At 63.1% G+C, this 24,846-nt stretch carries 26 protein-coding genes; 8 read left to right on the top strand and 18 right to left on the bottom strand.

The annotated features are described in order from the left end of the window. Positions 1 to 10: 10 nt before the first annotated feature. Positions 11 to 556 carry an RNA 2',3'-cyclic phosphodiesterase gene (gene thpR, locus AAZU54_RS02145; RefSeq protein ID WP_434726449.1) on the top strand — a complete coding sequence of 182 codons (546 nt, stop codon included), beginning with the start codon at positions 11 to 13 and terminating at the stop codon, positions 554 to 556. 8 nt (positions 557 to 564) lie between these two features. On the opposite strand, the gene AAZU54_RS02140 is transcribed toward thpR, so the two are convergent. The 4 genes from AAZU54_RS02140 to AAZU54_RS02125 all read right to left on the bottom strand — a co-directional run bounded on the left by AAZU54_RS02140 (position 565) and on the right by AAZU54_RS02125 (position 5,288). After that, the gene (locus tag AAZU54_RS02140; RefSeq protein ID WP_186553377.1) at positions 565 to 3,003 is read right to left on the bottom strand and encodes a TonB-dependent siderophore receptor; all 2,439 of its coding nucleotides are present in this window, start codon (positions 3,001 to 3,003) and stop codon (positions 565 to 567) included. A 96-nt stretch (positions 3,004 to 3,099) separates the two neighbouring features. Next, a complete protein-coding gene (locus tag AAZU54_RS02135; protein WP_434726448.1) occupies positions 3,100 to 4,074 on the bottom strand; it encodes a FecR family protein in 975 nt (324 codons plus the stop codon). Continuing rightward, the gene (locus tag AAZU54_RS02130; protein ID WP_392465001.1) at positions 4,071 to 4,577 is read right to left on the bottom strand and encodes a sigma-70 family RNA polymerase sigma factor; all 507 of its coding nucleotides are present in this window, start codon (positions 4,575 to 4,577) and stop codon (positions 4,071 to 4,073) included. Before AAZU54_RS02130 ends, AAZU54_RS02135 begins: the two co-directional genes overlap by 4 nt. Positions 4,578 to 4,688: 111 nt before the next feature. Next, complete coding sequence (locus tag AAZU54_RS02125; protein WP_434726447.1) at positions 4,689 to 5,288, bottom strand: NAD(P)H-dependent oxidoreductase; 600 nt, start codon at positions 5,286 to 5,288, stop codon at positions 4,689 to 4,691. A 93-nt stretch (positions 5,289 to 5,381) separates the two neighbouring features. On the opposite strand from AAZU54_RS02125, the gene AAZU54_RS02120 reads away from it, so the two are divergent. Beyond that, complete coding sequence (locus AAZU54_RS02120; RefSeq protein WP_312154650.1) at positions 5,382 to 5,978, top strand: TetR/AcrR family transcriptional regulator; 597 nt, start codon at positions 5,382 to 5,384, stop codon at positions 5,976 to 5,978. Positions 5,979 to 6,074: 96 nt separating this feature from the next. On the opposite strand, the gene AAZU54_RS02115 is transcribed toward AAZU54_RS02120, so the two are convergent. The 10 genes from AAZU54_RS02115 to AAZU54_RS02070 all read right to left on the bottom strand — a co-directional run bounded on the left by AAZU54_RS02115 (position 6,075) and on the right by AAZU54_RS02070 (position 18,718). Beyond that, on the bottom strand, positions 6,075 to 7,280 hold the full coding sequence (locus tag AAZU54_RS02115; protein WP_434726446.1) for an NAD(P)/FAD-dependent oxidoreductase: 1,206 nt from the start codon (positions 7,278 to 7,280) through the stop codon (positions 6,075 to 6,077). A 222-nt stretch (positions 7,281 to 7,502) separates the two neighbouring features. Further along, a complete protein-coding gene (locus tag AAZU54_RS02110; RefSeq protein WP_186553371.1) occupies positions 7,503 to 8,558 on the bottom strand; it encodes a GlxA family transcriptional regulator in 1,056 nt (351 codons plus the stop codon). 156 nt (positions 8,559 to 8,714) lie between these two features. Then, positions 8,715 to 9,824, bottom strand: a complete 1,110-nt coding sequence (locus AAZU54_RS02105) for a sigma-54 interaction domain-containing protein (protein WP_186553370.1) — start codon at positions 9,822 to 9,824, stop codon at positions 8,715 to 8,717. A gap of 9 nt (positions 9,825 to 9,833) precedes the next feature. Further along, positions 9,834 to 11,021: an acyl-CoA dehydrogenase family protein gene (locus AAZU54_RS02100; RefSeq protein ID WP_434726445.1), complete on the bottom strand. Its 1,188-nt coding sequence runs from the start codon at positions 11,019 to 11,021 to the stop codon at positions 9,834 to 9,836. 9 nt (positions 11,022 to 11,030) lie between these two features. Then, positions 11,031 to 11,591 carry an FMN reductase gene (gene msuE / locus AAZU54_RS02095; protein WP_186553368.1) on the bottom strand — a complete coding sequence of 187 codons (561 nt, stop codon included), beginning with the start codon at positions 11,589 to 11,591 and terminating at the stop codon, positions 11,031 to 11,033. Positions 11,592 to 11,944: 353 nt separating this feature from the next. Beyond that, positions 11,945 to 13,831, bottom strand: a complete 1,887-nt coding sequence (gene mrdA, locus AAZU54_RS02090) for a penicillin-binding protein 2 (RefSeq protein WP_434726444.1) — start codon at positions 13,829 to 13,831, stop codon at positions 11,945 to 11,947. 233 nt (positions 13,832 to 14,064) lie between these two features. Further along, positions 14,065 to 15,075 (bottom strand): alcohol dehydrogenase AdhP, encoded by a 1,011-nt coding sequence (gene adhP / locus AAZU54_RS02085; protein ID WP_405128886.1) that lies wholly within the window; start codon positions 15,073 to 15,075, stop codon positions 14,065 to 14,067. Between the two features lie 98 nt (positions 15,076 to 15,173). Next, on the bottom strand, positions 15,174 to 16,661 hold the full coding sequence (locus AAZU54_RS02080; protein WP_312155764.1) for a DASS family sodium-coupled anion symporter: 1,488 nt from the start codon (positions 16,659 to 16,661) through the stop codon (positions 15,174 to 15,176). A 177-nt stretch (positions 16,662 to 16,838) separates the two neighbouring features. After that, a complete protein-coding gene (locus tag AAZU54_RS02075) occupies positions 16,839 to 18,065 on the bottom strand; it encodes an MFS transporter (protein WP_312155762.1) in 1,227 nt (408 codons plus the stop codon). Positions 18,066 to 18,280: 215 nt separating this feature from the next. Beyond that, complete coding sequence (locus tag AAZU54_RS02070) at positions 18,281 to 18,718, bottom strand: acetyltransferase (protein WP_405128885.1); 438 nt, start codon at positions 18,716 to 18,718, stop codon at positions 18,281 to 18,283. 373 nt (positions 18,719 to 19,091) lie between these two features. On the opposite strand from AAZU54_RS02070, the gene AAZU54_RS02065 reads away from it, so the two are divergent. Both AAZU54_RS02065 and AAZU54_RS02060 read left to right on the top strand, forming a co-directional pair. Then, complete coding sequence (locus AAZU54_RS02065; RefSeq protein ID WP_186553362.1) at positions 19,092 to 19,331, top strand: hypothetical protein; 240 nt, start codon at positions 19,092 to 19,094, stop codon at positions 19,329 to 19,331. Positions 19,332 to 19,407: 76 nt separating this feature from the next. Beyond that, complete coding sequence (locus AAZU54_RS02060) at positions 19,408 to 19,677, top strand: hypothetical protein (protein ID WP_186553361.1); 270 nt, start codon at positions 19,408 to 19,410, stop codon at positions 19,675 to 19,677. Positions 19,678 to 19,808: 131 nt separating this feature from the next. Here AAZU54_RS02060 and AAZU54_RS02055 read toward each other — a convergent pair whose 3' ends face one another. After that, positions 19,809 to 20,273 (bottom strand): hemerythrin domain-containing protein, encoded by a 465-nt coding sequence (locus AAZU54_RS02055; protein ID WP_186553360.1) that lies wholly within the window; start codon positions 20,271 to 20,273, stop codon positions 19,809 to 19,811. A 146-nt stretch (positions 20,274 to 20,419) separates the two neighbouring features. Continuing rightward, positions 20,420 to 20,923, bottom strand: a complete 504-nt coding sequence (locus tag AAZU54_RS02050) for a CinA family protein (protein ID WP_186553359.1) — start codon at positions 20,921 to 20,923, stop codon at positions 20,420 to 20,422. Between the two features lie 256 nt (positions 20,924 to 21,179). On the opposite strand from AAZU54_RS02050, the gene AAZU54_RS02045 reads away from it, so the two are divergent. The 3 genes from AAZU54_RS02045 to AAZU54_RS02035 are packed head-to-tail and all read left to right on the top strand — an operon-like array spanning position 21,180 to position 23,010. Next, positions 21,180 to 21,779: a hypothetical protein gene (locus AAZU54_RS02045; protein WP_312152229.1), complete on the top strand. Its 600-nt coding sequence runs from the start codon at positions 21,180 to 21,182 to the stop codon at positions 21,777 to 21,779. Continuing rightward, positions 21,779 to 22,207, top strand: coding sequence for a phage holin family protein (locus AAZU54_RS02040; protein WP_434726443.1), 429 nt, complete (start codon positions 21,779 to 21,781; stop codon positions 22,205 to 22,207). The genes AAZU54_RS02045 and AAZU54_RS02040 overlap by 1 nt, the downstream gene beginning before the upstream one ends. Continuing rightward, the gene (locus AAZU54_RS02035; RefSeq protein WP_312152231.1) at positions 22,204 to 23,010 is read left to right on the top strand and encodes a DUF3618 domain-containing protein; all 807 of its coding nucleotides are present in this window, start codon (positions 22,204 to 22,206) and stop codon (positions 23,008 to 23,010) included. The genes AAZU54_RS02040 and AAZU54_RS02035 overlap by 4 nt, the downstream gene beginning before the upstream one ends. A gap of 124 nt (positions 23,011 to 23,134) precedes the next feature. Here AAZU54_RS02035 and AAZU54_RS02030 read toward each other — a convergent pair whose 3' ends face one another. Then, positions 23,135 to 23,437, bottom strand: coding sequence for an AzlD family protein (locus tag AAZU54_RS02030; RefSeq protein WP_312152232.1), 303 nt, complete (start codon positions 23,435 to 23,437; stop codon positions 23,135 to 23,137). Next, positions 23,434 to 24,153, bottom strand: coding sequence for an AzlC family ABC transporter permease (locus AAZU54_RS02025; RefSeq protein ID WP_312152233.1), 720 nt, complete (start codon positions 24,151 to 24,153; stop codon positions 23,434 to 23,436). Before AAZU54_RS02025 ends, AAZU54_RS02030 begins: the two co-directional genes overlap by 4 nt. Before the next feature lie 118 nt (positions 24,154 to 24,271). On the opposite strand from AAZU54_RS02025, the gene AAZU54_RS02020 reads away from it, so the two are divergent. Further along, positions 24,272 to 24,736 carry an Lrp/AsnC family transcriptional regulator gene (locus AAZU54_RS02020; protein WP_405128881.1) on the top strand — a complete coding sequence of 155 codons (465 nt, stop codon included), beginning with the start codon at positions 24,272 to 24,274 and terminating at the stop codon, positions 24,734 to 24,736. The last annotated feature ends 110 nt before the right edge of the window (positions 24,737 to 24,846 follow it).

Below are 24,846 nucleotides of genomic sequence, written 5' to 3'. Positions count from 1 at the left end.
AGGAATGCCCATGGCCAAGGAAGCACGCCCCACTGGCAGCCCTTTCAAACGTCTGTTTTTCGCCCTGTCACTGAGCGAGGCACAGCATCGCGCGATCGCGCAATGGCGACGTGAGCTGGGTTTACGCAGCGGTAAACCGGTGCCGGCAGAAAACTTTCACCTGACCTTGCTGTTTCTGGGGGATGTCGACGCGGCGCAGCTGCCGGCGTTGTGTGCGGCAGTCGATAGTATTAGCCGTCCCCAGGCGCCGCTGCGCCTGGTGCTGGACCGATTGCAGGTGTGGCCGCGCCCGGGCGTGTTGGTGCTCGAAGCTGAGCAAACTCCCCCAGCGCTGCGCCAACTGGTCTATGCGCTGGAGCAGGCGGCGCTAGCGTTGGGGATTGCCCGCGAGTCGCGCGATTACCGCCCGCACCTGACCTTGGCACGGGAGTTCCGCGGCCAGCTGCCAGAGGCCGGCAGCGCGCCGGAGTTTTTCCTCAGTGCGCGCCACTTCACCTTGTACGAGTCACGCAAGGGCCGCTACTGGCCACTGGCGCAGTGGCCCTTGCTGGACTGACCCAGGCCTCAGAACTGCGGCGTGTACTTGACCGTCAGCATGAAGTTGCGCGGCTCGCCGTAGTTGTTGCTGCCATTGAGCTGGTTGAAGCCCGCTACCCAGTACTTCTTGTCGAACAGGTTGTTGGCGTTGACCGCCAGGTTGACTTCCGGGGTCAGCTGATAGGCAACGCGTGCGCTCCACACGGTGTAGCCGGGCACGCTGTAGGTACGTTCGTAACCGAGGGTGTGGCTTTGCGTGGTGAAGCCCAGGCCGGTGCTCCAGCGCTGGTCGTCCACCGGTAGCTGATAGTCGGCCCAGGCGCGCAGCATGTGCTTGGGCGTCCACTGGCTGAACACGCGGCCTTCTTCGTCCGGGTCGTCAAGAAATTTGGTGGTGTTGTAGGTGTAGCCGGCAAACAACTGCAGGCCGCTGAGCACTTCGCCGCTGATCTCGGCTTCCACGCCCTGGCTGCGGACCTTGCCGGCGGCCGTGGAGCAGTACCAGTCGTCACAGGCAAAACCCGAGGCGGTATCGGTGACTGCGCGGTTTTCCTGATCGTAACGGAACAGCGCGATCGATGTGTTGATCCGTCCGTCGAGCAGCTCGGCCTTCAGGCCGGTTTCATAGTTACTGCCGATCACAGGCTTGAGCGGGGTATTGCCGACCGCGCGTTCGGTTTGCGGGATAAACACGTCGGTGTAGCTGGCGTACCAGGCCCACTCGCGAGTCAGGTCGTAGACAAAGCCCGCGTACGGGGTGACTTGCCCGGTTTCGGTCATGCGGCTGGTGGGATAACGATTGCCCGGATCGTTCGGGCCATTGAAGTCGATCGAGTCCCAGCTGTAGTCGAACCAGCTCACGCGGGTACCCAGTACCAAGGTCAGGTCCTCGACTGGCTTGACGCGCCAGGCGCCGTACAGGCCCTTCTGGCGGATGTCGTAACTGGCCTTGTTGGCGCGGCCCATGTTGCTTGCCAGCAAGCTGTCACGGCTGGGTTCCGGGCGGCCATGGTCGATGTCGAAGATGCTGTCATCGGGGTCGGCGGCAAAGTTGCGCCAGTAGGCATCGTCCGAGGTCAGCTTGGAGTAGTTGCCACCGACGGTCACTTCGTGTGCCACGGAGCCTGTGTCAAAGTGCCCGACCAGGTTCATGTCCAGGCCGATCTTGGTGTTGTGGAAGTCGGTGATCCAGTCGGCATAGGTGATGCCAGTACCATCGGGCTTCAGGCCCTGGCCGGTGGTCTGTACGCGCTGGTGGGTCGAAGTGTTGGTCTCGTCCATGCGAATGGCCGCGGCCTTGTAGGTCCAGTCGTCGTTGAAGCGGTGCTCAAGGTCCAGGTAATAGGTGGTGACGTCGGTCTCGGCGCGGCTCCAGCGGGCGCCGGTGTAGGTCGAACGCGACACGTTGGCCGGCTTGCCGTCGGCGTAGCGGGGAATACCACGCAGCATCGGCCGGGATTGCTCGCGGCTGTAGCTGATGCCGCCGCCGATGGTGGTGGCATCGCTCAGGTCGATGTCCAGGGCGCCATACAGCGAGTGGGTCTTGCCCCACTGGTAATCGATGAAGCTGTCGCTCTGGTCTTCATCGAGCACCATCCGCCCGCGCACCTTGCCGTCGCTGGTCAACGGACCGCCAGCGTCCAGCTGCAGGCCATAGTGATCCCAGGAGCCGGCCTTGCCGGTAATCGCCACGGTGGGTTTGGCCTGGCCGCGCTTGCGCACCAGGTTGATCGCGCCACCTGGGCTGCCGGTGCCTTGCAACAGGCCGGAGGCGCCGCGCAGGACTTCGACGCGGTCGAAGAACACCAGGTCCTGGGTCGCCCAGTTGCCCAGCGAGTAGTTGTTGCGCGGGATGGGTACGCCGTCGTACTGCCAGTCATCGATCTGGAAGCCGCGCGAGGTGATGACCATGCCCGGGCCGATGCCCTGGGCACCGACCAGGCCGGTGGTGTGGTTGAGCGCGTCTTTGAGGTCGGTGATGCCCTGATCGTCGAGCTGCTTGCGGGTGATCACCGTCACCGACTGGGGGATTTCTTTAAGGGTGTGCGTGCCTTTGCCCAGGGTCACTGCGCGGGCCGCATAAGAGCCACTGCCTTCGCTGGTGGCGTCGAGATAGTTGTCGGTGACACTGGTCGCGCCCAGCTCCATCACGTCCTCGCCAGCGCTGGCCGGGGCCACGCTGAAGTGGCCACTGGCGCTCACCCGCAACTGCAAGCCGCTACCGGCCAGGGCGGCCTGCATGGCCTGTTCGGCGCTCATCTGGCCGACCACGGCCGGGGCCTGCTTGCCGCGCACCAGCGCCGGTTCCAGGGCAATGATGTGGCCGCTCTGGCTGGCGATGCGATTGAGCGTGGTGGCCAGGCTCGCGGGCGGCAGGTTGAACGACAGGGTCTGCGCCTGGACCAAGGCACTGAAGCTGCTCAGAGCGACGACGAGGGGCAGGGCGCGGGGCCAGTTGTTGTGCACGGTGTTCTCCCGATTTAGAGGTTGGCTGTCAGGAGATAGGTGGGACGAGAATTGAAAACCGGACACCATTACGAATGATTTGCAAAAATATTTTCATTATTGGCGTTTTGGCCCGATCAAGGTCAGCCACGCACCATAGCGCTTGACCTCGATCGGCAGGGCCTCGCTGAGTGCGGCCAAGGCGTGTTGCGGCTGGTCCAGGGTGAATACCCCTTGTACGCGCAAGGTGGCGATATCCGGGGCCACGCGGATGTAGCCACGCTGATAGGGGCGCAGCGCATCGACCACCGCCTGCAGCGGCTCGTCGAGCACTTCCAGGCGGCCATCGAGCCAGGCCGCGCGCTGCTGTTGCTCGCTGGCCAGAGGTTCGATGCCGGTGGCGCGCAGCAGCGCAGCCTGGCCCTGTTGCACGTCCAGCTGACGGCCATCGACAAGGCTGGCGCGCACGCTGTGTTCAAGCACTACCACCCGCGTGGCGTCGAGCTCCTGGCTGACCAAAAAGCGTGTGCCAAGGGCCTGCAGCTGGCCTTGCGCAGTGCGCACGCGCAGCGGCCGCTTAGGATCGGGCGCCACCTGGATCACCAGTTCACCGTGGCGCAGCACCAGCAGACGTTGTTCGGCGTCGAACAACAGGTCGACGGCACTGGCGCTGTTCAGGCTCAGGTGGCTGCCATCGTCCAGGGTGAAGCTGCGCCGCTCGCCGGCGCCGGTATGCAGATCGGCCATCCAGTCCTGGGCAGTGTCACTGCGCCAGCCGGCCCACAGGCCGCCACCCAGCAGGCCAAGGCCGGCCAGGCCGCGCAGTACTTCGCGCCGCGACTGGGTGGGCTGCAGCAGCAGGTTACGCGCGGCACTGGCTTGGCCCGGCGCGCGTTGATCGAGCGTGCGCAGCGCCGCGCACGGGCGAGCCAGGCGTTGTTGCAGGCGATCCCAGGCCTGCTGGTGGCGTGGGTCCTGCTCCAGCCACTGCTGCAGGCGCTGCAACAGGGCGGCATCGGGGCTGCGCGCATTGAGCTCGACCATCCAGTCGATGGCTTGTTCGCTGATGCTGTCCAGCGTGCGCGCGCTCATGATTGCAGCTCGCACAGGTAGCACTGGCGCAGGGCCTGTTTCATGTAGCGGCTGACGGTGCGCTCTGACAGCTGCAGCTTGCTGGCGATCTCGACATAGCTCATGCCATCGAGCTGGCTGTAGAGGAAGGCGGTCTTGACGATCGCAGGCAGGCCATCGAGCACTTGGTCGATGGTCAGCAAGGCTTCGATCAAGAGCAGCTGCTCTTCGGCCGAAGGGGCGACCTGCTCGGGCAGCAGGGCCAGGCGTTCGAGGTAGGCCTGTTCCAGTTGACGGCGGCGGTGGCGGTCGAAGATCAGCCGCCGGGCGATGGTCGAGAGGTAGGCGCGTGGTTGCTCGATGCTGTCTGGATCGACCCGCGCCCCGAGCATCTGGCAGAACGCTTCGGCCGCAGTGTCTTCGGCATCGGCGCGATTGCGCAGGCGCTTGTGGATGTGTTGGAGCAGCCAGCGGTGATGGTCGCTGAAAAAGAAGCCCAGCTTGCGGGTCGAGGAGCTGTCCAACGATTGATATCCGATCGTGAGTGTGAATCGTTCTCAATGGTAGCTGGGTAGGTTGTGCTCTCGCAATGGGGAATCAATAGGGGCCGCAAAGCGGCCCCAGCGATCCTGCGTTCAAGCTGCTGCCTCGACCCCCTCGAACAACCGCAGCCCCAACTGACGCGCCCGCTGCAGATTGCCCGCATTGTCCCCGCTCTCACTGTCCGCCAACAGCGTCGAACCCAGCACCCGCGCGCCGCAGTAATCGAAAATTCCGTGCTCGATCTGGGTAACCATCGCCTGCCCATAACCATGGCGTTCGAAGGTCCCCGCATCGGCCCCGGCGACCCCAACCAGTTGCACCGGCAGCCCGCCCAGTTTCTTGATCAATTTGCCGTCGGGGTGATAGTCGAACGCCCAGCCATTGCTGAACACCCGTTCAACCCAGCCCTTGAGCAGCGCGGGTAGCGACCACCAGTAGATCGGGTACACCAGCACCAGGGCATCGGCGCGCTCGATCCGCGCTTGCTCGAGCAGCACATCGGCCGGTGGCCCAGCCAAGCGGCGGTGCACCGTATGGTCAACCAGGCCGAAGCGTGGATCGAAACCTTCCCTGGCCAGGTCGGCGATTTCGCTGCTGTGTCCGGCGCGGGCCAGGCCTTCGGCGATCTGCCCGGCGAGGGCGTGGGTCAGCGAGGCGGGGTCGTGGTGGCCGATGACGATCAAGGCTTTCATGCTCGATTCTCCAGGATAGGGGTGCGCGCTAGCCACACGGGCTATATACTCAAGGTAAGTTACGATTAGTAAGTTACTTTTGGTAGGTAAGCGATGTCAAGCGCCGAAAAAACCTCGCCGCGTAAACGCCTGTCGCGTGACGAACGTCGCCGCCAGTTGCTGGAGGTGGCCTGGCAGTTGGTCCGCGAGGAGGGCACCGATGCGCTGAGCCTGGGCCGCCTGGCCGAGCAGGCGGGGGTCACCAAGCCGGTGGTGTATGACCATTTCGAAACCCGCACCGGCTTGTTGGCGGCGCTGTATCAGGAGTACGACGCGCGCCAGACGGCCATGCTCGATGCGGCATTGGCGCACTGCGAGCCGAACGTGCACAGTCGAGCGGCGGTGATTGCCCAGGCCTATGTCGATTGTGTGCTGAGCCAAGGGCGAGAGATTCCGGGCGTCAGCGCGGCCTTGGCGGGTTCGCCGGAAATGGAAGCGTTCAAGCGAGTCTATGAAGGGCCGTTTCTGGAGAAGTGTCGCCTGGCCCTGGCGCCGTTTGCCCCAGGTGGGGATGTTGGCGTGGCGGGGTTGCGGGTGTTGGTCGGTGCGGCAGATGCGTTGGCGCTGGCGGCAGCGGCGGGCGAGTTGACGGCGGAGCAGGCCAGGCAGGAGCTGCAGGCGACCATTGTGGCGATGGTGGGGCGTCAATGAGCGTAGTTAGGCCCCTGGGACCGCTGCGCGCTCCAACACAGGCTTTTGTAGGAGCGGGCTTGCCTGCGATGGAGCGCGCAGCGGTCCCAGGATCGATCACGCCACCGGAATCAACGGATCCGCCGCCGCCAACGCCGCAACCTTGTCTGCCGCTGGCGGATAGATCCACACCGAGTTGATCTGCTGCTTGAGTTGTTTGGCCTCGAATCGGTCCTCAGGCGGCGCCACCTGGCGATCCCAGCCCTCGGTATACACCGCGCCCCAGGCGCCCAGGTCCAGACAGGTCACGTACTTGGGCTGGCTGTAGGTCATCGGCGCCTCGCCGATCAATTCGGCGGCGGCGTTGTTGCCGGCATAACGCCCCAGCGGAATCGCGTGCTGGCAGGACATCACCGCATAGTTGCCGACCTCGTCGCACGCCGCATAGGCCACATCACCGGCGGCATAGACCGCGCCATTGCCCTTGACCTTTAGGTTGCCGTCGACATGCAGGCGGCCCTGGCGGTCGCGTTCGCCACGGATCTGCTCGGTGAGTGGGTTGGCCTTGAAGCCCACGGTCCAGATCACTGTCTTGGCCGGGATGCGCTGGCCATTGTCCAGCAGCACCCCATCGCCATCGACTGAGGCCACGGTGGCGCCGCAGATCCATTCGATGCCCAGCTCGGTTGAAGCCGCCTCGATGGCCGGGCTGATCCCCGCGCCCAGCGCTGCGCCAATTTTCGCGCCGCGATCGACCACGACAATGCGCGGGGTCACCTGCTCACCGAAAATGGCGCGCAGCCGGGTCGGCAGTTCGGTCGCGGTCTCGATGCCGGTAAAGCCGCCGCCGGCGACTACCACGGTATTGCGCGCTGGGCTGTCAGGCTGGGAGGCGAGCGACTTGAGGTGCTCTTCCAGGCGCGTCGCCGAGTCGATCTTGTCGACGTCGAAGGCGTGTTGATCGAAACCCTCCAGCGCGGGGCGGTTAAGCAGACTGCCGCAGGCCATGATCAGCCGGTCATAACCAATGCTCAGCTCAGCCCCGGAAGGATCACGATAGGCCACCGACTGGCGGCCCTCATCGATGCGGTAGGCGGTGCCTTTGATAAAGCGCACGTTGACCGCGTCGAACAGCGCTTGCAGGGGGGCGGCCATGGTGTGCACGTCGGGCTCATAAAACCGCGGGCGCACGTGCAACTCGGCTTTGGGCGCAAGTACGCTGATCTGCACATCGTCGCGGCCCTGCAGGTCAAGCAGGCGCGCGGCACCCAAGGCGCTCCATAGGCCGGCGAAGCCTGCGCCAATGACAAGAATCTGTTTCATCGTTGTGCTCCAGGTGATTATTGGAATTATCAGTTCGGGCACGGCACGTGAACGGCGCGCATAAAGCTCGCTCGAAACGCAGAGGGGGCGCCTTTCCAGTTGGCTGGCCGATGGAAATGATAGGCCTTCCTGGCAGGTGCGTGCCGTGCTCCGACAAACGCAGCAGCCCACGCAGGTGTTGAGTTTGTTGCGCTGGATGCTAGGCGCGCAGGGCGTTTGGCCCTAGGCCAAAGAACCCTGGATTTCGGCCAGGGGCACGCTGCGGGCGAAACGTGCGCGGTAGTCGCGCGGGGTCACTGCCAAGTGGCGCTGGAACGCCAGGCGCAAGCGTTCTTCGCTGCCGAACCCGCACTGACGGGCGATTTGCTCGATCTGCAGGTCAGTGTTTTCCAGCAGGCGCCGGGCCGCTTCCAGACGAAACACTTCAATGGCCTTGGCCGGAGTGCGTCCGGTTTTTTGTTTGTACACCCGCGTGAAGTTACGCAGGCTCATGCACGCTTGCCCAGCCAGGCGCTCGACACTCAGCTGTGGATCGTGCAAATGCTCATTGAGCCACAGGTGCAGTTCATCGAAGGCGGCGCTGTGCTCGCCCTGGGCCTTGAGCAACTCGCTGAACTGCGCCTGGCCACCAGGGCGCTTGAGGAAAACCACCAGCTCGCGGGCCACCTGCATCGCCACCTCACGGCCGCAATCAGCCTCGACCAGGGCCAACGCCAAGTCGATGCCAGCGCTGACCCCGGCCGAGGTCCAGACCTGCTCTTGCTGCACGAAGATCGCCTCGGCATCCACCTCGATGGCAGGAAAGCGCTGGCGCAGGGCATCGCACATGGCCCAATGGGTGGCGGCCCGGCGTCCGTCGAGTAGACCGGCGGCGGCCAGCAGGAAGGTGCCGCTGCACACCGAGGCGGTGCGCCGTGCCTTGGCGGCGACCTGACGCAAGCAACTGACCAGTTCGACGTGCTCAGGCAGGGTGCGCACGATCTCCGGCGCACCGGGCACTACCAGGGTGTCGATCTGTTCGAGCAGTAGTGGCTCAAGGGGCTCGGTGTGCACCCGCAGACCTTCGGCGCTTGCAATCAATCCACCCGGCACGCTGGCCGTACACACCCGATAACCGGCCAGGCCACGTTCTGCGCAGGCCTTGTTGGCGGCCCAGAACACCGTTTGCGCGCCGGTCAGGTCGAGCAGGCCCATGTGCGCATAGGCCAGGAACAGCACCAGGCGAGGTTGGCTGACGGACGTGGCGACAGTGTCGGGAACGTTGGCTGCGTGGGTCATGCTCAGGTGTCCGGAGCGGCTATCAGGTTGAGTGCCTATGTTACTCCAGGCTCGGGCTGCCGGGCCTTGCGCTTATCGCGTGTTGCACCAGCGCTAACAACAAGCGCTTCGCGTAGCGCGGTGAGTGTGCAACGTGTCCAGTCACCGGGGTAGCGGTCAGATCGACAAGCGCACCAGGCGGTTATCCAGTGGTTGCTCCTGATTGCGGCGTTTGTTGACCACCAGCTCGCCAATGGCGATCAGCCGGGTGCGGGTAACGTTGCGCGATAAGCCGAGCAACTGCGCGGTGTGCACCTGGTTGTAATGGCAGAAGCGATAGGCCGAGCGCAGCAGGGCGTTCTCGACTTTCTCGTAAAGCTCGCCTGGCTGCTCTTCATAGAGCCGACTGAAGGCCAGTTGCAACAGATCTTCGACCGCATCGCCGCTGGATGCACGCGCGGTGCTCTCGTCCTGACGTTCCAGGCGCAGGTTCGACAGACGCAGGTCTTGCGCCTGGATCTCGCCATTGCCGCAGGTCAGCAGGCTGTGGTGAATGACGTTTTCCAGCTCGCGAATGTTGCCCGGCCAGCTGTATTCGACCAGCTTGGCCTGGGCGCGTGGGCTGAGCTCCACTTGGCCATAGCTCAGGCGTTCGCTGTAGCTGCGGATGAAGTGCCGCGCCAATGGCAGGATGTCGCCCGGCCGCTCGCGCAGCGGATGCAGCGACAAGGTCACCACGTTCAGGCGGTAATACAGGTCTTCGCGAAAGTGCCCGGCGTTGATGGCCTTTTCCAGTTGTACGTTGGTCGCTGCCAGCACTCGCACGTTGATCGGGATACTTTTGCGCGAGCCCAGGCGCACGACTTCTCGCTCCTGTAGCACGCGCAGCAACTTGACCTGGATCGGCAGCGGCAGGTCGCCGATCTCATCGAGAAACAGCGTGCCGCCGTTGGCTTCCTCGAACCAGCCAGCCTTCGCTGCCAAGGCGCCGGTGAAGGCGCCCTTGTCGTGGCCGAATAGCTCCGCTTCCACCAGCGACTCGGAGAACGCGCCGCAGTTGACCGCGACGAACGGCCCGTTGCGCCGGCCACTGAGGTTGTGGATGTGGCGCGCGACCAGCTCCTTGCCCGTGCCGGTCTCGCCGATGATCAGGACGCTGGCCTCACTGGGGGCGACCTGTTGCAAGTGGGCGAGCAGCGCCTGCGACCTGGGGTCTTCGAAGACCTGTGCGGTCGCCCTGATCGAGGTAGCCAATGACGGTGACGGGGGGAGGGTCAGCAATTGCATGAGCGTGCCTTATGAATAGAAAGACGGGACGGGACGCTTGCCGTTGAGGGCCCACTCGCCGAGCTCATGGATGCGATAGTCCACAGGGTCGTGCAAGGTTTGCGTCCTCAGGTTGCGCCAATGGCGGTCGAAGCGCAGCGAGGCATGGGTCGCGCGGGCTCCGGTGACTTCGAACAGGCGGTTGCAGATATCCAGGCCATGGCGGGTGGCGGCGACCTTGGCGGTGCCAATGGCCACGGCCAGGTCACCGCGCTCCTCGGCAGTCAGGGCATGCTCCTTGGCCCAGGCGCGGTCGAGCTGTTCGGCGGCGCGCTCGATCAACAGGCGCACGCTTTCCAGACCGACCCAGAACTCGCCGTAATGGCGCAGGATGTACGGGTCTTCGCTGCTGCTGGTGGCCTCGGAGCGGAACCACGGCCGGCTCTCCTTGAGGCTGTACTGGCGTGCTTCGGCGAAGGCGCCCTCGGCGATGCCGAGGAACAGGTTGGCAAAATGCAACTGGGCGATCAGTGGCCGCAAGGCCGCGAATGGTGTGCTCAGCGGGCCGGGGTCGAGCAGCAGTTCGTCATGCTCGACGCGCACACGCTCGAACGTGGCGCTGCCGCTGTCGGTCTGGCGCTGGCCGATATTGTTCCAGTCGTTGTGCAGGGTGATGCCGGTACGCCCGCTGGGGATCGCGGCAATCAGCAGCTTGCCGCCCGCACGCTCGTCCACCGCCGAGGCGATGAGCATTTCCGAGTCGCTGGCCCCTGAGCAAAAGCTCTTCTGCCCGGAAAACTCACACCAGCCGTCGAAGTGCTTGACCTGGGTGCGGGTATCCAACGGGTTCAGTGCGTTGCCCCAGAACCAGTGCTTGCGCGCGGTCTGTTCGAACCACGGTTGCCACTGATCAGGGCGGGAGAACAGCCGCACGGTGGCCAGCATCAGGTGATGAAAGCCAAACACGTGGGCGATCGAGCTGTCGACGCGGGCAAACTCGCGTACCACTTCAAAGGTGTCGCGCCAGTTGGCCCCTTGGCCGCCGTAGGCGCTCGGGATGGCCAGCGACAACAGGCCGCTGCTGCGCAGGGCATCGCGCTCGGCTTTGGGCGTGCCGCCGCGCTCGTCACGCTCGACGGCGGTCTGGGCAAACTGCCCGGCCAGTTCTTGGGCGATGGCCAGGGCAGGGCGTTGGGCAGGTTTCACGGGTGCATTCATGGCCGCTCCTCAGGCGCTTTTGCGCAGCGCATGGTGAGCCGCGAACAACGGCACGGCGCGCTCGGCGGCCAGTCGGATGCGCGCAGCCAAAGCTTCGCTGGTCACCCGGTAGTCGGCCAGCTCGTTCTGGCTGGCGTATACGCCGATGGGCAAGGTCAGCGCTTGCAGGAAGCTGAACAGTGGCCGCAGCTGATGATCGAGGACCAGCGCATGGCGTTCGCTGCCGCCGGTGGCTGCCAGCAGTACTGGCGTGTCGACCAGCGCATCCTGGCCGATCAAGTCGAACAGGTGCTTGAAGTGGCCAGGGAAGCTGCCGCGATAGACCGGCGTGGTCACCACCAGCAGGTCGGCCTTTTCCACCAGGCGCAGTTGTTGCTCGACGCTCTCGGGCAGCTCGCTGCGCCACAACGCCGCGCCCAGTGGGCGGGCGATATCGCCCAGTTCGATTAGCTGCGCCTTGATGTGCAGGTGCTGGCTCAGTTCAGCGAGGATGGCCTCGGTCAGGGCCAAGGTGCGCGAGGGGCGGCCGGTGCCACCGGACAAAGCGACGACGTTCAACGGGGTGCTCATGGCAAGTCTCCAGGTCAGGTTGAGCGGGACTTTGCTTGAGCAATCGTCGTGCCTATTTTAAATGTCCATATAGATCAACAGGTTGCATCGTTTTGTTGTGCAGCCGGTGTTGCCTTGTGGGCCTGGATGTTGATCAACTGTTGCGCTGCGAACAGTTGGCCTGGTGTTGGCGGCTGTGCAGTGCAGAGAGTTATAGAGGATTTGCGTCAGGATAAAAAAGAATAAGAATTCATATTCTTATTCGTTTATGCGATTTAACAGTGAGGGATTTTGCGCTGAGATGTACCGGCCTCTTCGCGGGGCAAGCCCGCTCCCACGCCAGGTTGACCGTCCGGCATAGACGACCCAGGTCTTCAGCTATGCGGCGAGGTATGATCGCCACCGGCATACTGCGCCTTCAGATGCCCCTGCTCATCGAGCAGATAGGCATCCATCACCTCGCGCACCACAGGCCCGGCAACCCGGCCCCCGGCTTCACCGTTCTCGATCATCACCGCCACCACGATCGAGGGATGATCAGCCGGGGCAAAACCTACGAACAGCGCGTTATCGCGATGGCGCTCCAGGGTCTTGTTGCGGTTGTAGCGTTCACCCTGGCGGATTGCGACAACCTGTGCAGTACCGCTCTTGCCGGCAATCCGGTACTGCGCGCCGGCGGCGGACGCCCGGGCAATACCGCGTGGGTCGTGCATGACCATCTGCATGCCTTGGCTGACCTGATCCCAGGCGCGCTTGTCGCGCAGGACGATATCCGGCATCGGATGCGGATCGACCGGCTGCTCACCGGCGACGGTCATTGCCAGGTGCGGCCGGTGCCACACACCCTTGCTGGCGAGCAGGCTGGTGGCCTGGGCCAGCTGCAACGGGGTGACCTGCATGTAGCCCTGGCCGATGCCGAGGATCAGCGTTTCGCCTGGGAACCAGGCCTGACGGCGGGTGGCACGTTTCCACTGGGCTGAAGGCATCAAGCCTGCGGCTTCCTCGAACATGTCCAGCGAGACCTTCTGGCCCAGGCCAAATTCGGCCATGTAGTCATGCAGGCGATCGATGCCCAGCTTGTGCGCCAGGTCGTAGAAGTAGGTGTCGTTGGAGCGCATGATCGCGCTGTACATGTCCACCCAGCCATCGCCGCTGCGGTTCCAGTTGCGGTATTTGTGCGCATAGTTGGGCAGCTCGTAGTAGCCGGGGTCGAACACCCGGCTGGCCGGGGTGATGACGCCGCTGTCCAGGCCTGCGATGGCCACCTCTGGCTTGACCGTCGAGCCTGGCGCATACAGCCCGCGCAGCACCCGGTTGAACAGCGGGCGGTCGATCGAGTCGCGCAGGGCGGCGTACTGCTTGAAGCTGATGCCTTTGACGAACAGGTTGGGATCAAAGCTTGGCTTGCTGACCATCGCCAGCACATCGCCGCTGGCAGGGTCGAGCGCTACCACTGACCCGCGTCGGTCGCCCAGGGCCTTTTCAGCGGCCTGCTGCAAGTGCGCGTCGAGGGTCAGGATGATGTCCTTGCCGGGGGTCGGGTCCTGGTGACGCAGTACGCGCATGACCCGGCCCTGGGCGTTGGTCTCGACTTCCTCGTAGCCGACCTGACCATGCAGTTCGCGCTCGTAGAAGCGCTCGATACCGGTCTTGCCGATCGACTGGGTGCCGCGGTACTCGGTGGCGTCGAGGCTCTTGGCCTCCTTCTCGTTGATCCGCCCGACATAGCCGACCGAGTGGGCAAAGTGCTCATTTAGCGGGTACTCGCGGATGAACTGCGCTTGGACCTCCAGCCCCGGCAAGCGGAACTGATTGACGGCGATCAGCGCGATCTGCTCCTCGGACAACCCGACCATCAACGTCACCGGCTCGAACGGCTTGCGGCCACGGCGCAGGTCCTTGTCGAATTGCACACGATCATCCTCGCCCAGCCCGAGTATCTGCGCCAGGGCGTCGAGCACCCTGGCCGAATCACCGGCGCGTTCGCGGGTCATGGTCAGATTGAAGCTGGGTTTGTTGTCGGCCAGCACCACGCCATTGCGGTCGTAGATCAGCCCGCGTTCGGGGGCGATAGGCAGCACGTGCACGCGGTTGTTTTCCGATACCGCGCTCTGCTGGTCGTGTTGCAGGACTTGCAGCACATACAACCGCCCGACCAGCACTGCCACCAGGCCCAGGGTTAGCCCGGCACAGACCAGCAACCGGCGGTTGACCAGGTGCTTTTCTTTGTCGTGGTCTTTGAGGGGGATGGGTTGGGGCATGCGCGCTCTTGAGCTTGAGTACCGCCACCAAAAGGGCAGGTACGTTGACCGGGGCGGCGATGCTACGCAACCGATACGCCAGGCTCAAGGCGCGCGCCGCCTGGCGGGGCGCAGGTTTGGCCTGTCCGGCCCGCTATCAGTAGCTTTACCGGCCAGATGAAGATTCGTTCATGTAAGGCAGCGAGCGATACCCCGGCATAGGCTGGCTGACCCATGCCGAGGCGAGGGCATGTTCAGCGACTGAAGTCGATCACCATGCGGCCTTTGATCTTGCCTTCTTGCATCTCGTCGAAAATCTGATTGATGTCTTCGACCGGGCGCAGGGTCACCTTGGGCACGACCTTGCCTTGCGCGGCGAATTCGAACGCCTCGAGCAAGTCTTGCCGGGTGCCAACCAACGAGCCGACCACTTCGATGCCATCGAGCACCAGCCGTGGAATGTCCAGGCTCATGGCTTCTGGCGGCAAGCCTACCGCGACCAGGCGGCCACCGGCACGCAGGGCATCGACCGCCGAGTTGAACGCCGCTTTGGCCACCGCCGTGACCACCGCAGCGTGGGCGCCGCCGGTCTTCTCCTGGATGATTTTCGCGGCATCCTCGCTCCGTGAGTTGATCACCAGATCCGCGCCCATCTCGCTGGCAAAGCGCAGTTGCTCATCGTTGACATCGATGGCAATGACCTTGGCGTTGAACACGTTCTTGGCGTACTGCAGGGCCAGGTTACCCAGTCCGCCGAGGCCGTAGATGGCGATCCATTGACCGGGGCGGATGTTGGAGATCTTCACCGCCTTATAGGTGGTGACACCTGCGCAAGTGATGCTGCTGGCGGCGGCAGAGTCGAGCCCATCCGGCACTTTGACCGAGTAATCGGCGACCACGATGCACGACTCGGCCATCCCCCCGTCGACGGTATAGCCGGAGTTCTTCACCTCGCGGCACAGCGTCTCGTTACCGCTATTGCAGTACTCGCAGTGGCCGCAGCCTTGGAAGAACCAGGCCACGCTGGCGCGGTCGCCTGGCTTGAGTGAGGTCACGCCGGGGCCAACTTCCTGAACGATACCGATGCCTTCATGGCCGAGGATTACCCCGGTCTTGTCACCGAAATCGCCGTTCTTGACGTGCAGGTCGGTGTGGCAAACGCCGCAGCACTGCATTTTCAGCAGCGCTTCACCGTGTTTGAGCGGGCGCAGGGTTTTGTCCACGACCTCGACGCGACGCCCTTGGGCAACAACAGCAGCTTTCATACATGCCTCCGTGTAATGCTGAGTGAGCTTGAGTTATTGCAGGGTCAGCATAGCCAATACCCGTGAAGCGTCGGCTGCGCGCATGACCCTGCTCGGGTTTACATCCACCCCAGCCAGGACCAGTAGGTGCTGGCGAACACCAGCAGCAGCGCATAGCCGATCGCCGTGACCCACAGGCCGACCCGGGCAAACTGGCGCGGGGTGAACGTGTCGGTGCCCAGGCAGACCATGTTCTGCGGGGCGTTGATCGGCAAGATGAAGCCAAAGCTGACCACAAAGCCGAGCAACATGGTCATGCCGATGCGGCTGAACTCGCCCGGCAGGGTTTGCAGCACGGCGATCAAGATCGGCAGCAGCGCCGAGGTCAGCGCGGTGGCGCTGGCGAACCCCAGGTGGATGACGATCAAAAACGCGCCGAGCACCGCGAGCACGCCCAGCGAGCTGAGCTGATCCAGACCTGTGTGCTGCACCACTTGCGCGCCCAGCCACTGCCCGGCCTGGGTGGTGAGCAAGGTGGTACCCAGGCTGATGCCGACGCCGAACACGATCACCGTGCCCCACGGGATGCGCGCTTGCACATCCTTCCAGGTCATCACGCCAAAGCGTGGCAGCAACAGCACCACCAGACCGGCGTAGGTGGTGGTCGTGGTATCGAACGGGTGCAGGCGGCCTTCAGTGGCCCAGGCCAACAGCAATAGCAGCGAGACCACACCCAGGCGTTTTTGCGCGGCGCTCATCGGCCCCAGCTGGGCCAGGCTCTGGCTGACCCCGGCCATGCCGCCGGGCACGCTGTCGCTTTCCGGCGGCAGCAGCTTCAACACCAGCACGATCAGCACCACCGACATGATCAGCGCCCAAGGCGCGCCGGCGATCAGCCAGTCGAGCCACGACACCCGCGCGCCCAGCATCTTGTCCATGAAGCCGATAGTCAGCAGGTTCTGCGCCGCTGCGGTCTGGATACCGACGTTCCAGATGCTGGTGCCCTGGGCGACGATGATCATGATTCCGGCAGCGATGTTGGAGCGCGCCGGCACCCCGAATGCGGCGATCACCCCCATCATGATCGGCACCACGCAGGCACTGCGCGCCGTTGCGCTGGGCACCACCAGGCTGAGCAGGACGATGACGATCATCGCCCCGAGCAATACCCGTCGGGTGCTGGCACCGACCTTGGTCAGGGTGACCAGGGCGATGCGTTTGTCCAGCCCGGTATGGGTCATCGCCGCGGCGATGAACAATGCGCCGACCACCAGCGCCAACGCCGGGTTGGCAAAGCCCGACAACGCCATCGACACGCCCGCTGAAGAGCCGTAGCTCAGCGAAGGGTCGGCCAGGGTCGGCGCGGTGCCCAGCAGCACGGCCATCAGCGAGGTGATCATGATCGCGCTGGCTTCGTAGGAAACCGCCTCGGTGATCCACACGATCACGGCAAATACCAGGATCGCCAGCATGCGCTGGCCTGCTACAGGCAAGGTGTCGGGGAACGGCAGGAACAAGACCCCGGCCAACGCCAGGCAGGCGATGATCAGCCCGGGTGGAAAGCGCACAGCAACAGGCGAGGGCTGCTGTGAGGCATGGTCCGTCATGGTTCGCTCACTGGCTGCAATAAAGGTGCTAGCCAGCATAGCGCGGGTTGCGCGCGGTAAAGCTGCTTCAGGTCATGGGTTGGCTGAGTGGTCAGCGCGACGCGCAAGCCAGCGCCCGGGGAGCCGCTGCGACCTGTCCCGCGAATTGGGCCGCAGCAGCCTAATGAGGTGTCGCTGCTAGCAGGGCTGGGCCGCCAGACTGTTACTGACCTTGCGCCCCAGCACCAGCACCGTGACAAACCCGCAGCCGACCAGCGCCGTGGCCAAACTCAACAGCACCGAGCTGCCCAGCTGGTCGACGATCTGTCCGCCGAAGAACGAGCCCAGCGCGATAATCACCTGGAACATGGCCACGAACAGCGGCATACCGCGTTCGACGTCCTTGGGCGCTACGACGAACATCCAAATGCTGGCGCAGGCCGGGAACGCGCCGAAGGCGAAGCCCCACAAAGCGATCAGCATCGCAGCGCCAGTCATGCCGGTAGCGAAATACGGGAACAGCGCGGTGCTCACGCCGATCAGCAACGCGACCAGCAACAAGGTGTGGCGCACGCTGCGGTTGGCGGCAAAACCGGCGAAGATATTGCCCAGCACCCCGGCCACGCCATACAGCAACAGTAGCGAGCCAATGGTCGGCCCATCGAAGCCGGCACTTTGTTTGAAGAACGGCGCGACATAGGTGTACGCGGCAAAGTGCGCCAGGCCAATCAGCAGCACGGCGATCAAGCCAACCCGCGCTTGTGGGTTGATGAACAATGCTGGCAGGTCACTGATGCGGATCGCCTTGTCGGGGTTGAGCCGCGGCAGCAGGAAGATCTGCGCCAACAGCACCGGTATACCGACCAACGCGGTGACCAGGAAGGTCATGCGCCAGCCCATCAAGCCACTGAGCCAGGTGCCCACCGGCACACCCAGCACGGTGGCCAAGGTCACCCCGACCATGATGATCGAAGTGGCCTGGGCTACGCCGACCCCCTTGGGCGCCAATCGGCCGCTAAGGGCAATTGCCGTTGCCCAGAAACCGCCGATGCTGATGCCCAGTAGTACCCGGCCAAACAGCAGCAGGCCGAAGTCGCTGGCATAGGCCACGACCGCGTTGGCGATGATCATGATCAACGTCAGGCCGATCAGCAGGTAGCGCCGATCCAACGCGCCAATGCCTACCGACAGCAAGGGCGCGGCGAGGGCGGCCATGATGCCGGGCAGGGTAACCATCAGGCCGGCTTGGCCGGCGCTGATGCCCAGGTCGCTGGCGACATCGTTGAGCACCCCCACCGGGAGAAACTCGCTGGTGACCAGGGCAAAGGCGCCCACCGCGACCGAGAGAATCGCCAGCCACTGCTGGCTGACGCTCTGTTGATTATGTTCCAGAAGGCCTTCAGAGGCCTGGTTGACGCTTGGCATTGTGTAGAGTTCCAAGGTGCAAGGTCGCCTGCAACAGGCGAGAAAACGCAGAAAATTGACGGCGATTATAGGAGCCGGCTTCTCAGCCCATTAGGCCGGCGGCTCGATAGTAATAATCAGCGCAATCGATGAACCGCCCCGCGCAGAGCGCCCGCAGGCGTGCGTCAAGCAGTCGCTTGCACGGGTAACGCTAGGGGCGATTGGCTGTCACGGCGTCAACCGGGCAGCTTCATGTGCAGCAACGGGAATGGCCGGCCTTCACCATCGAGGGGTGAGCGACCGGTCTGAACGAAGCCGTAATGCAGGTAAAAACCCACTGCTTGCGGGTTTTGCTCGTTGACATCGACGCTCAGTGTTTTGTGCGACTCACGCATAAAATCGAGCAGGGCACGGCCAGTACCTTGACCGTGCAGATGCGGATCGATGAAGAGCATTTCCACGTGGCCTTGGTTGAGCCCAATGAAGCCCTGTGGCGAATCTTCGCTATCAACCGCAACCCACAGTTCGACTGCCGGTAGGTAGATATCGCGCAGCTGTGGGAGCAGGGCGTCTATGTCGGACGCTTGCAAAAAATGGTGGGTTGCGCGCACAGCGCGCAGCCAAATGCTAAGCAGCAGCGGATGGTCCGCAGCATTAGCCTGACGAATGATCATGCAATCATCCTCATTCACTGGATGTCGGAAGCGTGGTGCGCCAGTGCCTGGCGACCGTGGGGGACTCGGCATCGTGTATGCCCGCTTCGCGAATTAACGCCTGGGCGGTGCACTGAAGAGGTGGCCGAAAAAGAAGGGGGTGGTGAATTTACTAAGTGCTTGTTGGGGCGTCAAGCTGCTGCGGCGATGCGCTGGCCCAGTTCAATGCCAGCGCACCGCTCCTGTTGCCGACTATCGAGCACGGGAGCGGGCACTGGCAGATCGCGGGAAGGGCTTAAACCTCAGAACGCTACTGGACCTGATGCAATTGAATCAAACTTTTCCACGCTGTCGGGCTCTGCTGAATAACACACCCCATTGAAGGACAACCGCCATGAAGCACACTGATCCCAATCTGGCTGATCGTGAATTGGCAGACAAAGTGCCTCGGCCGATATCTTCAGACCAGGCGCAAAAGGGCGAGCCTTCGCCCGATCCGGTGCTGGAACAGCCAGATCCAGATACCGAAGCGGTAGACAAGGTGATCACGCCGACTTCGATCAAGCAGCAACAGCAGCAGACACTTGAAATCGAGCGGCGCCTGGCTGAAGCAGAGAAGAAAAACCGGCCTTGAGAAGGGGATGTAGGCAAGTGCGGCTCACACGCCCCGCAGCCTACAGTGCATGTACTGACTCTGAGGGTCTGTCCAAATGAAGGTCTTCTGCGCATCATTCACAGCACACGACGAGTCACGACTGCGTGCGCTGGCTGCCTGGTATCAAATGCTCGAAGACTTGCAGCTGCGCATGGAGTGTCCGAACGACTACCACGACCAACTGCTCAGGCACGCGGACGAAATGGATCGATGCGGGCTGGTGAGTTGGCAAGAGTGGCGCGACTTGCGCATCGAGGCCGATCAACACTACCTGCTTGCCATCGCTGGAGCGGATTATTGGCCAAACGCAGGACGGCATGGCTGACAGGCAGCACGCTTAGCGCAAACCCACTGCTGCAGCGCTTGTAGACCGCGAACTGCCGAGATTGCGTGGGTGAAGCGCAGGTTGTGCGTGCGCCTATGCATCAGTCGCACGCACAACCTTAAAGCCGTCGCTCAAGCTGCGCGTTGCTCGTTCTTGAGCAACTTTTTCTGCGCCAGCATCGCCTGGCCCATGCTCTCCAATGCATCTTTGCCCAGTAGCTTTTTCGCGGTTGGGAAAAGCTCGCTCTCTTCTTCCTCGATGTGGTGCTCCAGCAGCTCCTTCATGACCTTCACCCGGCCAGCAAACTCGACGGTGTCGGTGGCGGTGTGGAGCAGGTCGGGGAGTACCAGTGAATCGACGGTGCGGTGTTCTTCCTTGGCCTCGTAATACAACTTCTCTTCTTCTCTGCCGCCGGCTTGCTTGATGGCCGGATAAAGAATCTGCTCTTCAAGCGCGGTATGGATCTGCAGCTCCTGCTCGATGCGTTGGAGCAGTTCGCCGCGCTTCTTGACCGCGCGCTCGGTAGTGGTAGATAGCTCCTCCAGGAGCTTTTTCACGAGCTTGTGATCTTGCGTCAGCAATTCGATAGCGTTCATTCGAAGACCTCATCGCAGGCGGGATAATAGGCATTACCTTCGATGGAGTCCGCACTGAGCGACAGCGTTCAATAGCATTGACGGTTGGCGTTGTGTCACGCACATGTCGGCGGCAAACGAGCTCATCGTTGTCCATTGCCACGCCCTCACGCGCGCTCGCCGCGCAGCCAGCGTTGGTGATAGTGGGCCAATTGGGTCAGACCAAACACCGCCCCCTGGTGCATCACCTCGGCACGCTCACCGAAAAAACGCCGGCTGCGGGTGAACACTGCGAACGGCTCACCGGCAAATGCCCAAGCGAAACACAGCGTTCCCGGCGCTATGCCGGCTTCAGGCTCCGGGCCGGCTACCCCTGTGGTGGCGATAGCGACATTGGCAGTGCTGTCTTTCAAGGCACCGATCGCCATCTCCCAGGCAACGGCTTCGCTGGTCAGTCCGTAGCGCTCGATGGTTTGTGGGCTGACCCCCAGCAGGCGTTGCTTGGCGCTGGGCGAATACACCACATAGCCGCTCTCGAGCACTTCGCCGGTCCCGGGAATCTCGGCCAGCAGGGCCACCATGAAGCCGGCCGTACAGGATTCGGCCGTGGTCAATAGCAGCGCGTTATGCCTGAGGTAGTCGAGTGCGGCCACGACGGTGTCTTTAGGCATCTGAGGTACTCGCCGGTTGTTTAGCGGTGGACGGTAGCCGCCCTGATTTGGTTCACGCCAATCGACGGCAACCGCGTATCGGCAACCGCGTATCTACCCAGTGTATTGCTCGCCAGTAAACCCCGCGCAAGCCCTTAGCGCTGGGGCTAAGGGTTACCGATCACTCTGACTGAACTCCATGAACCAGCGCTGCGTCCCCCGAATGAAGGCACTTCATCCGGCAGCCGCCGGCTGATCATTTGCGAGGGACATGACCATGGAACGCGATCAAGGCTCGGCTGCACCGCCGAGCAGCACCCAGGATCACCTGCACGCCATTACCGATGAAGCAGGGGCCCTGCTCAATGAGGCGAAGACTCAAGGCAATGAGCAGTTCGAGCACTACCGCGACACCGCCGCTGACCAGCTCGACTCACTCAAGCAAGGTGCACGCTCGGCAGCGTCGGCGTTGCAAGGCGGTGATAGCCTGGGGCTCTCCCAGTACTTGGGTCAGGCCGCCGAGTGCATTGGCAGTTTCGCCGAACAAATCCGTCATGAGAGCGCCGAAGACCTGCTCCACCGAGGATCTCGGTTGGCGCGGGATAATCCGGCGCTGTTTCTCGCCGGCAGCGTGGCGATCGGCTTTGCCTTGTCGCGGTTTCTCCGGGCCAGCGCCAACCCTGCCACAACCAACGCTGCGCCGACTCCCGCCTATGGTGCCAGCGAGCCCTATCAAAGCACGGCTGCGCACCCGGACCGCGCCAGCGATGTGTCTACCCACAAACCCTATACCCCAGTCGATCCAGTCGGGATGGGCGCCGGTACGCCGGTGAGCGGCGGACCACTGGAGCGTGATCCGCTCAAAGGAGGTGAATGATGAACAAGGACCCTCTACAGGCGACCCCAGGGTTGCACACAACCGCTGACGATCCGGTCGGCGTAGGCGGCTTGCTGCGCCAGCTTATGCGCGAAGTCCCCGAGCTGTTCAGCAAGGAACTGGCCCTGGCCAAGGCGGAGTTGCAGCACAACCTCAGTACCTTGAAGGCCGGCACTGCGGCGGTCGCTGCAGGTGCGATGGTGTTATTGGCAGGGCTGATCATCCTGCTGCTGGCCGCAGTGTATGCCCTGGCCATGGTGGTAGAGCCTTGGCTGGCGGCGCTCATCGTCGGCGCCGTGACCGTGATTATCGGCTTCATCATGCTGCAATCGGGCAAGAAACAGTTCGAGCCTTCGCAGCTGACACCTGATCGCACGCTGCATGCCATGCAGCAGGACAAGGATGCGTTGAAGAGGAAACTGCCATGAGTAGCTCATTCGAACAGGACACGCAAAAAGACCCTGACGTGCTTGAGCAGGAAATCAATGCCAAGCGCGAACACATCAGCGATCTGGTCGATGCCTTGGAGCAGCGTCTGAGCCCCGGGCAACTGATGGATCAGGTGCTTGCCTACAGCAAGGGCAATGGCGGGGAATTTTTCCATAACCTGGGCACCACGCTGAAGAACAACCCGGTGCCAACCGCCCTTACGGTCCTAGGGCTGGCTTGGCTAGGCGTTAATCAGAATCGCCCGTTCAACCCCGGCCCTGCACAGAGCGGACCTGGATTGGGCGAGAAGCTCGGCGAGGCGGTCGACAGTGTAAAAGGCGCCTTTGCCCACGCAGGCGAGGCCTTGCACGATGCCAGCCACAGCATGCGTAGCAAGGCCCATGATCTGCGTGACCGGGTCGGCGAACTGGGCCAAGACGCGCGCGACTCGATGCAGGATTCGGCAGACAGTCTGCGCGGTAGCGCACATCAGCTCGGCGACCAGGCCACGGCCTTGAAGGGGCAATTCGATCATCTGCTCAAGGAACAGCCGTTGGTCCTGGCCGCGCTAGGGATCGCGCTGGGGGCAGCATTGGGAGCGGCGCTACCCGGCACGCGAAAAGAGGATCAGTTATTTGGCGCCAGCAGTGACCGCTTGACCGAGACCTTGAAGGCCAAGGGTGCTCAAGCCAAGGAGGCTGTCCAGGAGACCGTCAGAGAAGCCACAGCCAAGGACGTACCCAATGCAACGCCCAGAACAGGGGATAGCGACCTTTCCTCAGGCTTGGGCTTCCCGTCATGAGGTTTTACATCTAGCTGCCGCAGACCAAACTGTGCGCAACGGCTCGGGGCGCTGCAGCCGCCCCGGTTGCGCTGACCAGAGGAGTATCCCCTGGTTGTTTTGGCACGCGAGCCAACTCACCTGCTCAGGTAGGCAGCGCCGCCCGCAACGCAGCGGTCACGACGATGGCGAACAGCACCACCGGCAGGATCGAATACCGTGAAGCGGCGTAGCCGGTGAGGGCCAGGGCAATCAGGTCCGCTGGGTGGCCAGAGACGAATTTGGGCGCGATCACGGCGATCAGCACGCAGCCGGGAGCGGCGTTGAGCACCTGGCTCAGTTGCGGCCCCAAGGTGCGCTTGCGCAACAGCACAAAGCCCAGTGCGCGGGTCAGGTAGGTCACCACGGCCATGCCCAGGATGGTCACCAAGGTGGTCATATCGATCATGGCTTGGCCCACAAGTAGGCGCTGAGCAAACCCGCCAGGGTGCCCGCGAGCACATACCAGCCGCCGGGAATCATCAGGAAGAACAGCCCCGCCGTGATCAGGCTGAACAACCAGGGCAGGGCGGCGTGTACGCCTTTCCACATGCCCTTGAGCAGCACCAGGAAGATCGCCGCGAAGGCCATGTCCAAGCCGTAGCTGTGCAGGTCACCCAGCAGCGGCCCGAGCAGTACGCCGAGGGTGCTGAAACTGACCCAGGTGGTCCACAGGCACAGCGACACGCCCATGAAGTAAGGCAGGCTGAAGCCGCCGCGCTGGCGGGCGTCGGCCAAGCCCATTGCCCAGCTCTCGTCGCACATGAAGAACAGCGCGCCGAGCGCCTTCTTCAGGGGCAGGTGACGCAGGTGTGGCGCCAAGGTCGCGCCCATCAGCAGGTGGCGGCTGTTGACCAGCAGGGTCATGGCGACAATCACCAGCAGCGCTGGCGGCGACGTCCACAGCTCGATGGCGGCGAACTCCGAGCCACCGCCGAAATTGAGCCCGGTCATCAGCGCCACTTCGCCGGCCTTGAGCTGATGCTGCGAAGCTTGCGCGCCGAGCACCAGCGCCAGGGGTATGAAACCCAGCAGGACGGGCAGGGCAGCCAGCGCACCACGGCGCAGTTCGCTGTGCGGCGTACTTGCGGGGGGATCGTTCAGTACGGATTCAAGGGTATTCATGGTCACCTCCAAGGGAGGAAAATTATTCCAATGAATCACTGAAATCGGGTTGCGTAGTAGTGCCTAGAACGTGAGTATTTGGCAGCTGCTACCACTAAATCGTATTCATGGGTTTTATATGTCAATCAAGCTCGACGCCATCGATCGACGCATCCTGCGCGCGCTGCAACGCGACGGCAGGTTGCAAAACCAGGAACTGGCCAAACAAGTCGGCCTCTCCGCCTCGCCGTGCCTGCGGCGGGTGCGTTTGCTGGAAGAGGCGGGGGTAATCGAGCGCTATGTGGCGCTGGTGGACCCGGCCAAGGTAGCGCTGGGCCTGACCTTGTTCGTCCGCGTCTGGCTCAAGCGCCAGGATCAGGAGACCACTGATGAGTTCGTCGAAGCCGTGCGGCAACTGCCGGAAGTGGTCGAGTGCCATGTAATGGCCGGTGACTGCGATCTGCTGCTGCGGGTAGTGGCGGCGGATCTGGAGGCCTATCGCAGGTTCCAGATCGCCCACCTGACCAGCTTGAGCGTGGTGCAGAACGTCAAGACCGAGGTGCCCATGGAGAAGATCAAGCTGACCACCGAGTTGCCGGTGTGAAGGAAGCTGCCCTGCGATAAACGAGTGTTGTGTGTTCTGATTTAGGCAACAACAAATGCATTTCAGAATATTGGAGTGGGTTCACCTGCTGGCCATACTGGCTGCGTACC

Origin of the sequence: Pseudomonas sp. Je.1.5.c (assembly GCF_051129895.1) — a bacterium.
Taxonomy (GTDB): Bacteria; Pseudomonadota; Gammaproteobacteria; order Pseudomonadales; family Pseudomonadaceae; genus Aquipseudomonas; species Aquipseudomonas urmiensis.
The sequence above is the reverse complement of the archived record's forward strand: the minus strand, read 5'-3'. Positions and strand labels throughout refer to the sequence as shown.

Coding starts and splice junctions, on each gene's coding strand:
- adhP (WP_405128886.1), bottom strand. CDS start 15,075: ATGAAAGCTGCTGTTGTTGCCCAAGGGCGTCGCGTCGAGGTCGTGGAC.
- msuE (WP_186553368.1), bottom strand. CDS start 11,591: ATGAGCACCCCGTTGAACGTCGTCGCTTTGTCCGGTGGCACCGGCCGC.
- AAZU54_RS02045 (WP_312152229.1), top strand. CDS start 21,180: ATGGAACGCGATCAAGGCTCGGCTGCACCGCCGAGCAGCACCCAGGAT.
- AAZU54_RS02020 (WP_405128881.1), top strand. CDS start 24,272: ATGTCAATCAAGCTCGACGCCATCGATCGACGCATCCTGCGCGCGCTG.
- mrdA (WP_434726444.1), bottom strand. CDS start 13,831: ATGCCCCAACCCATCCCCCTCAAAGACCACGACAAAGAAAAGCACCTG.
- AAZU54_RS02070 (WP_405128885.1), bottom strand. CDS start 18,718: ATGATCATTCGTCAGGCTAATGCTGCGGACCATCCGCTGCTGCTTAGC.
- AAZU54_RS02060 (WP_186553361.1), top strand. CDS start 19,408: ATGAAGGTCTTCTGCGCATCATTCACAGCACACGACGAGTCACGACTG.
- AAZU54_RS02030 (WP_312152232.1), bottom strand. CDS start 23,437: ATGATCGATATGACCACCTTGGTGACCATCCTGGGCATGGCCGTGGTG.
- AAZU54_RS02105 (WP_186553370.1), bottom strand. CDS start 9,824: ATGCAATTGCTGACCCTCCCCCCGTCACCGTCATTGGCTACCTCGATC.
- AAZU54_RS02110 (WP_186553371.1), bottom strand. CDS start 8,558: ATGACCCACGCAGCCAACGTTCCCGACACTGTCGCCACGTCCGTCAGC.
- AAZU54_RS02025 (WP_312152233.1), bottom strand. CDS start 24,153: ATGAATACCCTTGAATCCGTACTGAACGATCCCCCCGCAAGTACGCCG.
- AAZU54_RS02055 (WP_186553360.1), bottom strand. CDS start 20,273: ATGAACGCTATCGAATTGCTGACGCAAGATCACAAGCTCGTGAAAAAG.
- AAZU54_RS02065 (WP_186553362.1), top strand. CDS start 19,092: ATGAAGCACACTGATCCCAATCTGGCTGATCGTGAATTGGCAGACAAA.
- AAZU54_RS02080 (WP_312155764.1), bottom strand. CDS start 16,661: ATGACGGACCATGCCTCACAGCAGCCCTCGCCTGTTGCTGTGCGCTTT.
- AAZU54_RS02120 (WP_312154650.1), top strand. CDS start 5,382: ATGTCAAGCGCCGAAAAAACCTCGCCGCGTAAACGCCTGTCGCGTGAC.
- thpR (WP_434726449.1), top strand. CDS start 11: ATGGCCAAGGAAGCACGCCCCACTGGCAGCCCTTTCAAACGTCTGTTT.
- AAZU54_RS02125 (WP_434726447.1), bottom strand. CDS start 5,288: ATGAAAGCCTTGATCGTCATCGGCCACCACGACCCCGCCTCGCTGACC.
- AAZU54_RS02115 (WP_434726446.1), bottom strand. CDS start 7,280: ATGAAACAGATTCTTGTCATTGGCGCAGGCTTCGCCGGCCTATGGAGC.
- AAZU54_RS02035 (WP_312152231.1), top strand. CDS start 22,204: ATGAGTAGCTCATTCGAACAGGACACGCAAAAAGACCCTGACGTGCTT.
- AAZU54_RS02135 (WP_434726448.1), bottom strand. CDS start 4,074: ATGAGCGCGCGCACGCTGGACAGCATCAGCGAACAAGCCATCGACTGG.
- AAZU54_RS02100 (WP_434726445.1), bottom strand. CDS start 11,021: ATGAATGCACCCGTGAAACCTGCCCAACGCCCTGCCCTGGCCATCGCC.
- AAZU54_RS02050 (WP_186553359.1), bottom strand. CDS start 20,923: ATGCCTAAAGACACCGTCGTGGCCGCACTCGACTACCTCAGGCATAAC.
- AAZU54_RS02040 (WP_434726443.1), top strand. CDS start 21,779: ATGAACAAGGACCCTCTACAGGCGACCCCAGGGTTGCACACAACCGCT.
- AAZU54_RS02075 (WP_312155762.1), bottom strand. CDS start 18,065: ATGCCAAGCGTCAACCAGGCCTCTGAAGGCCTTCTGGAACATAATCAA.